Consider the following 14,223-nt stretch of genomic DNA (forward strand, 5'->3'; position numbering starts at 1 on the left):
ATGTTGCCGCCCAGATTCCACAGCGCGGCTACCAGGAGCAGTACCCGCAGGGGCGAGGTGCTCATGGTGTAGCGCAGGCCTGATCCCATTTCCCGCCAGATACGCCGCCTGCCGGGAGCGGCGGGCACTTCTTCGTCGACTTTCAGGCGCAGGATCGCCGCGAAGGATGCGATGGAGGCCGCCACCTGCACCAGCAGTGAGTTCGACGCGCCGATCGCGTGGGTCAACCATCCCCCCAGCCCCCGCCCCACGGCGTCGGCCGAGGCACCCGAGCCGGTCATCAGCCCATTGCCTTCGATCAGTTCCTCGCGCTCGACCGCCCGCGGGATGAGGGCTGCCTCGGCGAGGGTGAAGTACACGGCCGTGAGACCGGTCAGGAAGGAGACAATGAACAGCTGCTCAGTAGTCAGCACATCCAGCCAATAGGCAACCGGAAGCGTGGCTAAAAGGAGGACCCGGAGAACCAGCGAAGCGAGGATAATAGGCCGGCGCCGGTGCCGGTCCACAATCACGCCGACCGGCAGGCCGAAAAGGAGCCAGGGCAGGAACACCATTCCGGAGAGGGCCGCCACAGCGAAGTCGCTGGCTCCAAGCTCTACCGCGGCAATAATGGGAAGGGCGATGGCCGTGACCGAACCGCCGAGGATTCCGATGGTCGAAGAAAGCCATAGAGCGCGGAAATTAGCATTGCGCCGCACCAGATGTTTACGCGGTGCCGGGTTGGTGACCATTGCCACAGAATAGCCGAGCCTCATGCGAAAGCATGACGCGGCGTGCCAGTGTGGAAAAGTCGCACAAAATAGTGCAGAAACCGGCAACGCTGGTTGTGCGCGCATCCCGGCAGGGCTAAATAAAATTCGCCCTACCGCCGATAACCATACATACTGTGCAATCTCGGCACTCGATAGCCGGTGCTATAAGAAAGTGGGACGGGCTGGCCGATAAGCCGGGTTTTGTGCCTGCCGGCCGTCACCGGCCTGCAGGTGGCAATCATCCATCTGCGGGCACCGTTGCCGATACCCTCTAGCGGCCTACCCGGATACTCAGGCGGGCAGCCTTCAAACGCACCCTGTATGGCCTTGCTCCGAGTGGGGTTTACCTAGCTGTCCCGGTCACCCGGGACACTGGTGGTCTCTTACACCACCGTTTCACCCTTACCCGCGCACAAACGCGGGCGGTCTCTTCTCTGTGGCACTAGCCTGCGGGTTTCCCCGAGTGGGCGTTACCCACCACCCTGCCCTGCGGAGCCCGGACTTTCCTCGCTGGGTCCGGCCGAAGCCGTCCCAACGCGATTGCCTGGCCAACCCGTCCCGGGTCAATCGTACCCGCCCGCGGAACGTAGGATTAATCAGTGCTGATCCTGCTGCCGCCCTCAGAGGGCAAAACACGGCCCGACGCCGGCCCGGTCCTGGACCCCTCCCTCCTTCGCTTTCCCGAGCTGGCCGATGCCCGAAAGCTGGTCCTCTCCTCCCTAATGGAAACCAGCGCATCTCCGGACGCCCAGGCAATCCTGGGAATAGGCGCTTCACTTGCCGCCGAGGTGGCAAGGAACACCATCCTTGATGCCGAGCCCTGCGCTCCGGCCCACCAGGTCTATTCGGGTGTCCTCTACGACGCGCTCGGCTACGACTCACTTACTGCCCGCCAGCGTGCGGCAGCGGACGACGCCGTTGTGGTCGCGTCCGCACTGTGGGGCGCCATCGGGTTTGCCGATCCAATCCCTGCCTACCGGCTGTCCATGGGCACGAACCTGCCAGGCATCGGCCGGCTGGCTGCCTTCTGGAAAGCCGCGCTAACGGAGCCGCTGGACGAATACGCTGCCGGCCGCTTGGTCGTGGATTGCCGTTCAAGCACCTACGCCGCTGCCTGGCGGCCCGATCCGGGGATGACGGCGGCGGTCAACGTCTTCCAGATCCGGGGCGGCCAGCGCAAAGTCGTCTCCCACTTCGCCAAGCACACCCGGGGCGAACTGGCCAGGCACCTGCTCACGCGCGGCGGGGCAGCACCGGCAACGCTCGAGCAGCTGCGCAGCGCTGCGGCAGAAAAGTGGGAAGCGGAACTCGTACCCGCAGCGGGCCGCAAGCCGTACCAGCTGAACCTCATCCTGCCCGAAGACCACCAGCAGCAGCGTTAGGGACGGTCAGCGACCAGTTCAACTTCGAAGCCGTCCGCGTTCTCCAGGTAGGCGGCATAGTGGTCCGCTCCCCCAGCCCGCGGATGCCTGTCACCGAAGAGCAGCGACCAGCCGTGGCTGGATGCGCGCCGGGCGAGCAGGTCGACGTCGGCGGGTGACCCCGCACCAAACGCCAGGTGATTTATCCCGGGCCTTCGGCGTTCGTGCCCTTCGGGCAGCACTTCCGGCCCGGCTTCGAGGACAACGTAGCCGTTGGCCCCCTGCCAGCTGGCACCTGTGGACCAGGAATCCCGGCGGGTAAACCCGAGGCGTTCCAGCAGCCAGCCCAGGCTGGCTTCAGCCTGCGGGAAGTCCCGCACCCAGATCTCGATGTGGTGGATACGGCCGGTTGCGGCATTCCGCTCAGCGGGGATCTCTTCGGCGTCATCCTGCTCACCGGTGCCCCCAGCAGATGAAGCAGGTGCACGGCCGCCGGACGCGGCGACAGCCTTCCCCTTCAGCTCCCGTGGCTTCCACGGAACGCCGGCGATGCCGGCGTCCATGGCTTCGTTCGAGAGCCGGTCAGCGTCCTTGTTGATCTCCCGCGGGATCCACTGGTACTTGACCCGGTGGGGGTCAACGACGGAACGGGCCTGGGCCGCGAGCCGCCGCATGTCCTCGTGCTTGATTTTCCAGCGCCCGCTCATCTGCTCCACAACGAGCTTCGAGTCCATTTTGGCCAGGATCCAGGCGTCCGGATCGATTCCATGCGCCAGTTCCAGGGCAGCAATGAGCCCGGAGTACTCGGCGACGTTGTTGGAGACGATACCCAGGTACTGGGCCTTCTCCACCAGGATCTCCCCGGTTTCGGGATCCCGTACCAGCGCTCCGTAGCCGGCATGCCCGGGGTTGCCCCGGGAGCCGCCGTCGGCCTCGACCACCAGTGTGCGCCGGGCCGGCGCGGGATGGACGGGGGTGTCCGATGGGTCAAACAAGGTCACGGATCAGCTGCCCCACTCAGCGGAACGGACCAGGATGCAGCCCGAATCCGGACAGAACACCACGTCGTCGTCTGCTGCCTTGCGGATGTCGGCGAGGTCGCCAGGGCTGAGCTGCATTCCGGAGCCTTCCGACGTTCCATGGAAAAGACGCGCCGCGCCGATTCCGTGCCGGGAAAGGGTCCGTTCGTAGACGGCGAGCAGATCGGGGGCGAACCGTCCCGCAAGTTCGGTGCGCTGGCGCTGGGTCTCAGCGCGCTCAGCTCCGATGTCGGCCAACTCTGCGTCCCGCTTCGCTTCGAGCTCGGCAAGCTCGGCTTCGGCTGCGCCCGCTTCGGCGCGTCGCTCCGCCTCGACGCCCTTGACGGCCTCGAGGCGCTCCATGATTTCGAGCTCGGTGTCTTCAAGATCCGACCGGCGGCGGCTCAGCGACTCGATTTCACTCTGCAGGGCGGTCAGTTCCTTCGACCCGCCCGAACCGCTGTCGAGGTGCTTCTGGTCCCGTTCCAGCCGTGCCGTCACGGACGCCACATCAGCCTCGGCACGGGTAAGCTGACGCTCGATGTCCGCGCTTTCCGTGGCTGCAGCACCCAGTGCGGTCCGGGCGGCGGCAGCCTTCGCGGCGAGCGCGGCAAGGTCCGGGTTCTCACGTACTGAGCGGGCACGGGTGTCCAGCTGCTTCATCCTGCTGTCCAATGCCTGCAGGTCCAGCAGCCTCAACTGCTCCGCCGGTGATGCTTTTGCCACCAAATACCTCCACTTAATCCGCTTGCCTGGCTGGTGCGGCTCTCCTAGCCTATGTCACCTGCGGCCCGGTTTCTCAGCCGGGCGTCAGGACAAAGTCCCACGGGTCGGTGTTGCAGGTGCTGACCCTGGTCTCGACACCGAAGCCCTGGTCCGCCAGGACGTTTTCCAAGGCGGCGGCGGCGGGGGTGAGCCACAGCCATTCGCTGCCAAAATGTGAAACGTCAATCAGATACGGGCGCCCGTTCACGGCGGCTTCCCTGGCCTCGGAAGCGGGGTGATGGCGCAGGTCAGCGGTTACGTAGACATCTGCGTGTTCGGCGCGGACGGCGTCGAACATGCCGTCCCCGGCTCCCCCGCAGACGGCTATCCGGCGGACCAGTCCCTGGGGATCGCCGGCAACCCGGACTCCCCCGGCGACGGCCGGCATGATGCTGAAGACCAGCTCGGCGAAATCTCCGAGCGACATCACGTCAGGAAGGTTACCCACCCGGCCGATGCCCTCTTCGGGCAGTCCGTTGGCGGCGGGAGCCAGCGGAACAGTGTCCTGGAGGCCGAAGGCATCGGCCAGCACATCCGATACCCCGCCGACCGCGCTGTCACCGTTGGTATGCGCTGTCACCAGCGCGCAGCCGCCTTCTATCAGGCGATGCACCGCATCCCCTTTGAATCCCGTGCCGGCCACGGAATGGACGGGTTTCAGCAGCAGGGGGTGGTGGGTCACCAGGAGGTCAGCACCCCAGTCCAGGGCTTCGTCGATGACCTCATGAGTGGGATCGACAGCGAAGAGGATCCGCTGGACCACAGCGGAGGGCCGCCCGAGAACCATGCCCACGGCATCCCAGTCCTCTGCCAGGGACTCCGGCCACAACTCCTCCACAGCCACCAGGACGTCACCTACGGTCGGCAGCGCCAGGCCGTCATTCTCCGGCATGCTGCCGGGGCCGGCCTCCGGTGATTCCCCAGCTGCGTCGGTTGGCGTCGGGGCTTCGCTGGAGCGGATTGCCTGGGCGTCGTGGCTGTTCGAGATTTCCGGGTTGGCCGGGCTTTCCGCCAGCGGTTCGCTGCCGCCGTCGTGCTCGCCGTTGCGTGGGGTTTCCATAGGTATTAGTTCTACCCCACCGGCACTGCTTGTAGGCAGATGAAACAGGCTCCGGAATTGCCCTGGTGGCCAGTGTCACCCGGGCTGCGCACCCCGGCCCGCCGGCCGGCCTCGCATCGACGCCGCAGGCCCGCGGCGCAGGTGGTTGGTTTATCCCGTTCCGCTCCGCGGGAATCTTTGGCGGTCCCCGCCTCTTATATAAAGGCATGAAGACGTATGTTCTAGGCGGAGGCTGCTTCTGGTGCCTCGATGCTATTTACCAGAAGACCCGCGGCGTGCAGAGCGTGGTTTCGGGCTACACCGGCGGGTTCACCGCGCATCCTGACTTTGAGAGGGTTTGTTCCGGCTTGACCGGACACGCCGAAGTCGTGGCTGTGACTTTCGATGAGGACATTATTCCCACCGAGGTCATCCTCGACATGTTCTTCATTTCCCACGACCCCACAACCTTGAACCGCCAGGGATACGACGTCGGCACCCAGTACCGCTCGTCGATGTTCTACCGGACGGAAGAGGAGCGGGAGGAAATGGAAAAGGCGCGCCAGCGGGCACAGGCACTTTGGAGTGACCCGATTGTCACCGAAATCACACGGCTCCCGACATTTCACCGGGCCGAGGAAACCCACCAGAACTTTTACGCCAAGCACCCCGAGCAGGGATATTGCCAGATAATCATCAACCCGAAGCTGGCCAAGGCCAGGAAATATTACGCCGAATGGCTTGACAACGAATCCTGATGATGCGTGGCGATACGCTTGAAGAAACTACATTCCGCTACCGGTTCCCAGGATTTACGAACAGAGGAAAATTCACATGGCACGAATCTACGATGATGTAACCCAGCTGGTGGGCGGGACCCCCTTGGTCCGCCTGAACCGTCTCGCCGAAGGACTCCCCGGTGACGTTGCGGTCAAGCTTGAGTTCTACAACCCCGCCAACTCCGTCAAGGACCGCATCGGCGTAGCCATAGTTGACGCCGCCGAAAAAGCCGGCGCACTCCGCCCGGGCGGCACCATCGTGGAGGGCACCTCCGGCAATACCGGCATTGCCCTGGCCATGGTCGGCGCAGCCCGCGGCTACAAGGTCATCCTCACCATGCCCGAGACCATGTCCACGGAACGCCGGGTGATGCTGCGTGCCTTTGGCGCGGAGATCGTGCTCACCCCGGGTGCCGACGGCATGCGGGGCGCAGTGGACAAGGCCAAGGAGATCGTGGCCGCCACCGATAACTCCATCTGGGCCCAGCAGTTCGCCAACGAGGCCAATGTGGAAATCCACCGCACCACCACCGCGGAGGAAATCTGGGAGGACACGGATGGGAAGGTAGACATCTTCGTCTCCGGCGTCGGCACGGGCGGCACCATCACCGGTGTGGGCCAGGTGCTGAAGAAGCGCAAGCCCGGGGTCCAGATTGTCGCAGTCGAACCGAAGGACTCGGCGATCCTGAACGGCGGCTCCCCCGGACCGCACAAGATCCAGGGCATCGGCGCTAACTTCATTCCCGAGATCCTGGACACCGGAATCTACGACGAGGTCTTTGATGCTTCCATCGAGGACTCGGTGGCGACTGCCCGGGCGCTGGGAACGCAGGAAGGCATCCTGGGCGGCATTTCCTCGGGTGCGATAGTCTGGGCGGCACTCGAGCTGGCCAAGCGACCGGAAAACGCCGGTAAGCTGATCGTGGCTGTGGTCTGCGACTTCGGAGAACGCTATATCTCCACGGTTCTGTACGACGACATCCGCGGCTAGCCAGCCCGCCTCCGGGCGGAAATCCCAAGCAGAAAGTCCCACGTGAGCCTCCTGTCACGACTGCGTGAAGACCTCAGTGCTGCCGCGTCCCATGACCCGGCAGCACGGGGTTCGCTTGAAAACATTGTTGTCTATTCCGGCCTGCATGCGATCTGGATGCACCGGCTGACCCACAAGATGTGGGCCAACCCCTCCCTGCTCTTCCCGGCGCGGGCACTGTCACAGTTCACCCGGTTCGTCACCGGCATCGAGATCCATCCGGGGGCGACCATTGGCCGGCGGTTCTTCATTGACCACGGCATGGGCGTGGTCATTGGCGAGACGGCGGAAATCGGCAACGACGTGATGCTCTATCACGGTGTCACCTTGGGCGGACGCTCCCTGGCGAAGGTCAAGCGGCACCCGACGATCTGTGACGGGGTCACCGTCGGCGCGGGTGCCAAGGTCCTGGGGCCGGTCACCATCGGTGCCAACAGTGCCGTGGGTGCCAACGCCGTCGTAGTGAAGGACGCCCCGGCGGACTCGATCATCACCGGCATCCCGGCCACCTGGCGGCACCGCGATGCAAAGATGACTCAGCCGGCCGTCGACCCAGCTGAGTACATCGATCCGGCTATCTACATCTAGCGCGGCAACGAGTCCGTACAAACGCCAAAGGCCGGCCGCCCCGAAAGGGAGCGGCCGGCCTTTGGCGTTTTTGTCCGGGCTACCTAGTGGGTATCCACGGCTTCGACCTCTGAGTGGTCACCGCTCCACAGCGTGTGGAAGGTGCCCTCGGCGTCGACCCGGTTGTAGGTGTGCGCTCCGAAGAGGTCGCGCAGGCCCTGGGTCAGGGCGGCCGGAAGGCGCTTACGGCGCAGTCCGTCATAGTAGGCCAGCGACGAGGAGAAGACCGGTACCGGAATGCCCAGCTGCACGGCAACGGAGACAACGCGGCGCCAGGCCGGAACGGCCGCTGCAATGGACTCGGCGAACGCGGGAGCCAGGAGGAGGTTGGCGGGAGCCTGGCCTCCGGCGTAGGCCTTCATGATGTCGTCCAGCAGTTCCGCCCGAATGATGCAGCCTGCCCGCCAGAGCGAGGCAATCTCGTCCAGCTTCAGGTCCCAGCCGTACTCCTTGGCAGCACCGGTGAGCATGTCCAGGCCCTGAGCGTAGCTGACCAGCTTGGAGGCGTAGAGCGCCTGCCGTACGTCCTCCACGAAGGTTTCCGGCAGTTCGACGGCGTTCTCCTCGCCGGCCAGGATGCCCTGTGCCAGCTCCCGCTGGCCACGCTGGGAGGAGAGAGCGCGGGCGAAGACCGATTCGGCAATCGCCGAGACCGGGGAGCCCAGGTCAAGGCCGGAGACGACGGTCCAGCGGCCGGTGCCCTTCTGCCCCGCAGAGTCTACGACGACGTCGACAAACGGCTTGCCGGTCGCCGAATCCGTGTGGGCCAGGACTTCAGCGGTGATTTCGATCAGGAAGGAGCTCAGCTGGCCCTTGTTCCATTCGGTGAAGATCTCTGCCTGCTCGGCCGGTTCGATTCCTGCGGCGGAACGCAGCAGGTCGTAGGCCTCGCCGATCACCTGCATGTCGGCATATTCGATGCCGTTGTGGACCATCTTCACGAAGTGGCCGGCGCCGTCGGTGCCCACCCAGGTGCAGCATGCTTCGCCGTTGTATTTAGCGGAGATCTTCTCCAGCATCGGGCCCAGGGAGTCGTAGGACTCGCGTGATCCGCCGGGCATGATTGAGGGCCCCAGCAGTGCGCCTTCCTCGCCGCCGGAAACTCCGACGCCAACGAAGTGGAGGTTCTTTTCGGCCAGGGACGCTTCGCGCCGGCGGGTGTCCTCGTAGTGCGAGTTACCGGCGTCAATGACGATGTCACCGGCCTCCAGGAGCGGGACGAGCTGGTCGATAACCGAGTCGACAGGCGCTCCGGCCTTCACCATGATCAGCACACGGCGCGGCTTCTCCAGCGAATCGACGAGCTCCTGCAACGTCTCGGTACGGACGAAGTCGCCTTCGTCGCCGTGGGCGGAGAGGAGGGCATCCGTTTTCTCCACCGACCGGTTATGCAGGGCCACCGTGTAGCCGTTGCGGGCCAGGTTGCGGGCGAGGTTCGCCCCCATGACGGCTAGGCCGGTCACACCTATCTGTGCGCTCAAAGTTCACTCCAAGGATTCTTCAGGTGCCGCTTGCCGCAGCACGGTGTCGGCGCACCGAACGCGCCGTCTTCAGGCTCCAGCCTATTCGCCCGGAGGCTACCCACGCCACACAGGGGGATGCGACGCCCGACACGTCCGCTGGTCACAGGGGCCCGATACGGTGATGGTTCGGGAGCTAGAGCCCTTCGATTACCGGCAGGCGTCCAGCATGCACCGCCTTCGCGAAGGCCTGGTAATCCCGTTCGTTTTGATCTGCGTACCGTTCGCAGAAGTCTGTGATTGAATCATCGAACTTCCCGCTCTTGCCAAGATACGCGGCGATCGCAATCGGATCACCCGATCTGGCATGGGCCCGCGCCAGAGTCCAGCCACAGGTGCGGGCGTAAAACTCCATACCAAGGGGTTTCATGGCTTCGACGACGACTGAGCCCTTCATATCCCTCAGCTGGCGCCAGTACAGGTACCGGTTTTCCTGTACTCCTTTGGTCCAGCCCAGGAAAATGTCGCTTGCGGCCTGCATCATCCGCTGTCCCTGCACGACACGCTCACCCGGCTGACGGTACTTACTTTTAGGCAGATGGTCCTCAAGGACTGACCGGGTCGCTTCCTTGACCTGCAGAAACAGTGGATCCTCTGAATCGCGGCCTTGCAGCAACGCGATGAAGGCCCGGGTGCCAACACTTCCGACCCCCACCACTTTGCGTGCGACGTCGACGATTTCGAAGCGCTCGAGGAGGTGGCGCCTGTCCTCCTGCAACGTAGCCCGATAGGACCGCAGCTGTTCACGGGCTGCGTTGCGCAGCTCGTCTGCGGACAAACCGAGCGAACCAGCGAGCTCCCGGACAGGAATAACGATCGGCGGCTGGCTGACAATCCGGTATTTCCCGTCCACCCGCTCGGCCAGTTTGGAAAGCGCCTGCAGGCTGTCCCGGGAGCGTGCCTTCCTGGCGGTATTTTCGGCGGTCTTTTCGGCTTGCTTCGCCGCCTTTTTCTGCCCCTTGCCCTTGCTGGTGTCCACGGCCAGCTGAATCGCTGACAGAAGATCCTGCTCCGCCAGGCGTGCGTACCAGATGTCCATGGTGCCCATTTGCGCGAACTGGCGCATTGCTTCGCGGTAAGCCCGAACCGAGGCAAGGGTCACCTCATGCGCCTCCTTATCGGTGAAGGCGTTGTTCCTGGCCGCAATCGTGAAACTCGCGGACATCCGCATCACGTCGTACTCGAACGGTCCAGGAAGTGTCTCGTCGAAGTCGTTGAGATCGAACAGCAGAATCCGCTCCGGCGAGGCGAACACCCCGAAGTTGGACAAATGTGCGTCACCGCAGAGCTGGGTGGTCAGACCGGCCCGGGGAGTGTTTTTGAGGTCGGCGGCCATGACCTTGGCGGCACCGCGGTAGAACGTAAACGGAGAAGCCAGCATCCGCCCATGACGCACCGGAACGAGGTCTGCCTCCCGGGTGAGGTTCTGTTCTTCGATCAGCGCAACTGGGTCCGGGCGGTCGGGAGCGGGAACCCAACCTTTGTGGGCGGAGACCGGTGTTGCCTCCCGGCACTGCTTTCCGGCTGCCACTCGTTCTATGACGCTCGGGTGCTTGACTTTGGTCCCGCCCATGATCGGCGACCTCTCTATGACGGCTTGCTGCGCCACCGGGCCCTGCGTGAATTCCGCGGTCAGTCCCTGCACGGCAACCGACATCCAAAGAATATCGGTTCCCCACCCCTAACGGGATGGGTCCAGCCGCATTAGCGTCCGTAGGACCGATTCCTGTCCGCCATTTTCCTGGCTGGTCCGTCTGCGCCGGGCTGCACTCTCGACTGGGCACGCTCTCGACGGCGCTGGACTCTCGACGGTCGTGGGCCCTTTCTCGTAGGTTGAACCCGGACGGGAAGGAACAGATGATCGCGCTACTGCTCGCAGCCGTGGTGTTGATAGTGGTCAGCGCCTTTTCGGGACCGCTGAGCCGGCGCGGTGTGACGTCCGCCATGGCTTTCCTGCTGGCCGGAGTTATCCTCGGCGTGGCATTCGATGGCTCGCACGGGCTAAGCCTGGAAAACGACGCCGTCCTAGGGGTAGCCGAGCTGGCCCTGGTCTTCCTCCTCTTTACCGACGCTGCCCGGGTTGACCTTGGCTTGCTGCGCCGAAGCATCGGATGGCCGGGGCGGCTGCTAACGATTGGGCTCCCGCTGACCCTCCTCCTCGGCTTCGGTGCCGGGCTGGTGCTCTTTCCCGGGCTCCCCCTCTCCAGTGCTTTCCTCCTCTCCGCAATGCTCTGCGCAACTGACGCCGCGCTCGGTCACCGGGTTGTCGAGGACCCCGCAGTGCCCGGAAAGGTGCGCCAAGCGCTCAATGTGGAAAGCGGGCTGAACGACGGAATCGCGGTGCCCTTCTTCCTGGTATCCCTCGACATCTCGATGTCCACGCTGGAGGGAGGTGTTCGGTCGGCTGTCGTTGCTGCCATCGCGGAGCAGATCGGCTGGGGGCTGCTGGCCGGGGTCGTGATGGGAGGAGCAGGCGGATATGTGCTGCGGGTAGCTTCCAGCCGAGAGTGGTTCCAACCGGAGTGGCGCCAGCCTGGAACGCTGGCAGTAGCCGTGGGCGCTTATGCGGCGGCGGTTTCGCTTGGCGGCAGCGCCTTCCTCGCGGCGTTCGTGGCGGGATTGGCGTATCGCCTGGTCAAGGGTGCCGCTAACGTTGACACGAGTTACTTCACCGGCGAGGTAGGGAGCACCCTGGCCGCGGCGACTTGGATGGTTTTCGGTGCTGCCGCGGTCCTCACCGCGCTCCCACACATTACGTGGCAGGTTCTTGCCTACGCTGTGCTGAGCCTGACGGTCGTGCGGATGCTGCCAGTCGCCGCCGCGATGATCGGCAGCGGCACCAGATGGCAGACCCGGGCGTTTATGGGCTGGTTTGGCCCCCGCGGACTGGCTTCCGTCGTATTCGCCCTGCTGGCCTATGAACGGGGCCCCCCGGCCGCAACCACGCTCCTGACAACGGTGGTCGTCACAGTGGGCCTGAGCGTTTTCGCACATGGGCTTTCGGCCAAGCCGCTCATTGCCGCCTACCAGCGCTGGGCTGCCGGCCCCGGCCAATAGCGGCGGGATGATAGTAGCGGCGGGGATGATGGGAGCGTCCGGTTAAAAGCAGCGCCCGGACCAGCGAACGGCCCCGGAATCAGGACGCCACCCACCGCACCTCACCTATTCGGGGTCGCCGAGTTCCCAGCGGTTCACGATCGCGGCCGCGCCTTCGAGGATGGAAATACCTTCGTCCAGGGTCGCCGTGCCGGAGGTCAGCACAACGATGCTGTAGTCCGCGGTCCCTCCAAGGACGAACCCGGAGCTTCCAACGTTCCAGTCCAGGAGGTCATCCTGCAGCCAGCCGTTCTTCAGCCCCACCTCGGCGGCGGGGTCCAGGATGCCCGTGGTAATCCCCCAGGCCTGCTCCGGCGCCACGTTTTCCAGGAGGCTCACCGCGTAGTCCTTCAGGTCAGGCCTGATCCATTCCACTCCGAGGGCCACCGCCGTGGCGATCCGCAGCTGGTCCTCGACGTTCGTCTCGTTCGCGCCCCAGACATCCGTGGCTTCCGTTTCACCGACGCCGAGGAGGCCGTACGTCTTCTGCAGCTCCTCTGCTCCGCCCACGGAGGCATAAAGCTCGTCAGTGGCAACGTTGTCGCTCTGGGAGATCATCCAGTCCGCCAGCAGCTGCTCGTCCTCGGTGAGTTCCCTCTCCTCCTCGGTGGCCTGGCGCAGCAGGGTGAGCAGGATCGGCACCTTGACGAGGCTGGCTTCCAGGTAGCGCCGCTCCGGGTTGTAGGACCAGGCGCGCCCCGAATCGTATTCATAGATCGCGACGGAGAAGCTAATGCCGGTCTCGGCGGCATAGCTGTCCAGCTCAGCTCGGAGTCCCAGTTCGGGTTCGGCGCTGGCCGACGGCGTCGCCTGGCTACCGGGCACCGTCACGGTCCGCGCATCCGGTTCACCGGCACATCCGGTGGCGGCCGCTACCAGCAGGCCTGCCGTAAGCAGGAAGGCCAGGAATGGCTTGAGGAAAGCAGTGCGCAAGGTGTTTTTCCTTCAGGTGCCGGAAGCACAGCGGTGCGGGAGGCACCTGTTCCTTCGTACCGCGGCAGGCTTTGATTTGGGTGTGTGCTGTCTGTCCGGCCGCTCTGAATCAGAGTTGCACCCTGGCGGGGCAGGCCCGGGTACGAAAAAACCCGCCTGCAGTGTTTCCTGAAGGCGGGTTTAGCCGGTGGGTCCTACCGGGATCGAACCGATGACATCCACGGTGTAAACGTGGCGCTCTACCAGCTGAGCTAAAGACCCGACGTGACCCGTTATGCCAGCTGGGAAAACCCGGCCAGCGCCGCATCACGAGGAATTACATTACCGGACCTGCCCGCCGATCACCTAATCCGAATGACGGCCCGCGTGATTCCGCGGGCCGGGACCGGCATCCGGCAGGGTCCGGGCAAGGTATTGAAGTGCGGTGCCGACACCCATATTGACCAAAAGGTCAGCGAGTGCGTCTCCGCGGGTCTGGCCGCGGTTGATGATCACGACCGGCTTGCCCTCCTTGGCCGCATGCCGGACAAACCGCAGCCCGCTCATGACGGTCAGTGAAGATCCGGCAACCAGCAGCGCATCGGCGTCGTCCACTGCCGCGTAGGCCAGGCGGACACGCTCATTGGGAACATTCTCGCCGAAATACACGAAGTCTGGCTTCAGCATCCCTTCGCAGACCGGGCAGTCCGCGACGACGAAGTCCCCGGTATCAGCGACCTCAGCGTCCGCGTCCGGAGCGATTTCCCCCTCCACGCGTTCCAGGTAGCCGGGGTTCAGGCGCTCCAGCAGCCGGGCAATCCCTTCCCGGGTGTACACGGAACCACAGGAGAGGCAGAGCACACGGTCATACCGGCCATGCAGGTCGATAACCCTGACACTGCCGGCATCGCTGTGGAGCCGGTCCACGTTCTGCGTGATGACCCCGGTCAGCAGGCCGCGCTCCTCCAAATGCACCACGGCTTCGTGGCCGGCATTGGGTACGGCGTGCCGCAGATGATGCCAGCCGACGTGGTTACGTGCCCAATACCGCTGGCGCAGCACGGGATCACCGACGAACTGCTGGTAAGTCATCGGATTCCGCGGTGGTGCGTCGGGGCCGCGGTAATCCGGGATGCCTGAGTCCGTGCTGAGGCCGGCCCCGGTCAGCAGCGCCATCCGCCGCCCCGAAAGCAGCTCGACGGCGGCATCCAGTTCCCTGCGTTCAGCTTCCGTTGGTTCGGCGGCCGCCTCGGCAGCCTCACGGGTCACGAACCCGGTAAGTCCGGCCCCCGAAGCGGGCCGGGGCGTCGGGGAATCAGCCAT

At 64.6% G+C, this 14,223-nt stretch carries 13 protein-coding genes, 1 tRNA gene and 1 other RNA gene; 5 read left to right on the forward strand and 10 right to left on the reverse strand.

What is annotated here, in order from left to right:
• Both RTN46_RS03815 and rnpB read right to left on the reverse strand, forming a co-directional pair.
• Positions 1-731, reverse strand: a 731-nt coding sequence (locus RTN46_RS03815) for an MFS transporter (protein ID WP_312179141.1), incomplete at its 3' end; no start/stop codon positions are given.
• A gap of 195 nt (positions 732-926) precedes the next feature.
• Positions 927-1,308: RNase P RNA component class A (gene rnpB, locus RTN46_RS03820), an RNA gene on the reverse strand.
• A gap of 43 nt (positions 1,309-1,351) precedes the next feature.
• Here rnpB and RTN46_RS03825 point away from each other — a divergent pair.
• On the forward strand, positions 1,352-2,134 hold the full coding sequence (locus tag RTN46_RS03825; protein ID WP_312179143.1) for a peroxide stress protein YaaA: 783 nt from the start codon (positions 1,352-1,354) through the stop codon (positions 2,132-2,134).
• Here the strand turns inward: RTN46_RS03825 and RTN46_RS03830 are convergent.
• The 3 genes from RTN46_RS03830 to RTN46_RS03840 form a co-directional block, all read right to left on the reverse strand.
• Positions 2,131-3,114 (reverse strand): reverse transcriptase-like protein, encoded by a 984-nt coding sequence (locus tag RTN46_RS03830; protein ID WP_396157281.1) that lies wholly within the window; start codon positions 3,112-3,114, stop codon positions 2,131-2,133. The two genes, RTN46_RS03825 and RTN46_RS03830, sit on opposite strands and share 4 nt — an antisense overlap.
• Before the next feature lie 3 nt (positions 3,115-3,117).
• Positions 3,118-3,858 (reverse strand): C4-type zinc ribbon domain-containing protein, encoded by a 741-nt coding sequence (locus RTN46_RS03835; RefSeq protein WP_312179144.1) that lies wholly within the window; start codon positions 3,856-3,858, stop codon positions 3,118-3,120.
• 73 nt (positions 3,859-3,931) lie between these two features.
• Positions 3,932-4,789: a Nif3-like dinuclear metal center hexameric protein gene (locus RTN46_RS03840; RefSeq protein WP_312179230.1), complete on the reverse strand. Its 858-nt coding sequence runs from the start codon at positions 4,787-4,789 to the stop codon at positions 3,932-3,934.
• A 374-nt stretch (positions 4,790-5,163) separates the two neighbouring features.
• On the opposite strand from RTN46_RS03840, the gene msrA reads away from it, so the two are divergent.
• The 3 genes from msrA (at position 5,164) to epsC (ending at position 7,333) form a co-directional block, all read left to right on the forward strand.
• Positions 5,164-5,694 carry a peptide-methionine (S)-S-oxide reductase MsrA gene (gene msrA, locus RTN46_RS03845; protein WP_312179145.1) on the forward strand — a complete coding sequence of 177 codons (531 nt, stop codon included), beginning with the start codon at positions 5,164-5,166 and terminating at the stop codon, positions 5,692-5,694.
• A 76-nt stretch (positions 5,695-5,770) separates the two neighbouring features.
• Positions 5,771-6,706, forward strand: a complete 936-nt coding sequence (gene cysK / locus RTN46_RS03850; protein ID WP_312179147.1) for a cysteine synthase A — start codon at positions 5,771-5,773, stop codon at positions 6,704-6,706.
• 42 nt (positions 6,707-6,748) lie between these two features.
• Entirely contained in the window at positions 6,749-7,333 is a 585-nt protein-coding gene (gene epsC, locus RTN46_RS03855; RefSeq protein ID WP_312179149.1) for a serine O-acetyltransferase EpsC, read from the forward strand.
• Positions 7,334-7,416: 83 nt separating this feature from the next.
• Here epsC and gndA read toward each other — a convergent pair whose 3' ends face one another.
• Both gndA and RTN46_RS03865 read right to left on the reverse strand, forming a co-directional pair.
• A complete protein-coding gene (gene gndA, locus RTN46_RS03860) occupies positions 7,417-8,853 on the reverse strand; it encodes an NADP-dependent phosphogluconate dehydrogenase (RefSeq protein ID WP_312179151.1) in 1,437 nt (478 codons plus the stop codon).
• A 175-nt stretch (positions 8,854-9,028) separates the two neighbouring features.
• Positions 9,029-10,549, reverse strand: coding sequence for a DUF2252 domain-containing protein (locus tag RTN46_RS03865; RefSeq protein WP_312179153.1), 1,521 nt, complete (start codon positions 10,547-10,549; stop codon positions 9,029-9,031).
• A 200-nt stretch (positions 10,550-10,749) separates the two neighbouring features.
• Here RTN46_RS03865 and RTN46_RS03870 point away from each other — a divergent pair, with 200 nt between their 5' ends.
• Complete coding sequence (locus RTN46_RS03870) at positions 10,750-11,949, forward strand: cation:proton antiporter (protein WP_312179155.1); 1,200 nt, start codon at positions 10,750-10,752, stop codon at positions 11,947-11,949.
• Positions 11,950-12,054: 105 nt separating this feature from the next.
• Here the strand turns inward: RTN46_RS03870 and RTN46_RS03875 are convergent, their stop codons facing one another.
• The 3 genes from RTN46_RS03875 to RTN46_RS03885 form a co-directional block, all read right to left on the reverse strand.
• Entirely contained in the window at positions 12,055-12,921 is an 867-nt protein-coding gene (locus RTN46_RS03875) for a serine hydrolase (protein ID WP_312179157.1), read from the reverse strand.
• Positions 12,922-13,109: 188 nt separating this feature from the next.
• Positions 13,110-13,182, reverse strand: a tRNA-Val gene (locus tag RTN46_RS03880).
• Between the two features lie 84 nt (positions 13,183-13,266).
• On the reverse strand, positions 13,267-14,223 hold the full coding sequence (locus RTN46_RS03885) for an NAD-dependent protein deacetylase (protein ID WP_312179159.1): 957 nt from the start codon (positions 14,221-14,223) through the stop codon (positions 13,267-13,269).

This window comes from Arthrobacter sp. (assembly GCF_031988865.1).
In the GTDB taxonomy this organism is placed as follows: Bacteria; Actinomycetota; Actinomycetes; order Actinomycetales; family Micrococcaceae; genus Arthrobacter_B.

Bases quoted from the DNA above. Each gene is read 5' to 3' on its own strand.
- RTN46_RS03840 (WP_312179230.1), bottom strand. From the start codon at position 4,789: ATGCCGGAGAATGACGGCCTGGCGCTGCCGACCGTAGGTGACGTCCTG.
- msrA (WP_312179145.1), top strand. From the start codon at position 5,164: ATGAAGACGTATGTTCTAGGCGGAGGCTGCTTCTGGTGCCTCGATGCT.
- cysK (WP_312179147.1), top strand. From the start codon at position 5,771: ATGGCACGAATCTACGATGATGTAACCCAGCTGGTGGGCGGGACCCCC.
- RTN46_RS03865 (WP_312179153.1), bottom strand. From the start codon at position 10,549: ATGTCGGTTGCCGTGCAGGGACTGACCGCGGAATTCACGCAGGGCCCG.
- RTN46_RS03870 (WP_312179155.1), top strand. From the start codon at position 10,750: ATGATCGCGCTACTGCTCGCAGCCGTGGTGTTGATAGTGGTCAGCGCC.
- RTN46_RS03885 (WP_312179159.1), bottom strand. From the start codon at position 14,223: ATGGCTGATTCCCCGACGCCCCGGCCCGCTTCGGGGGCCGGACTTACC.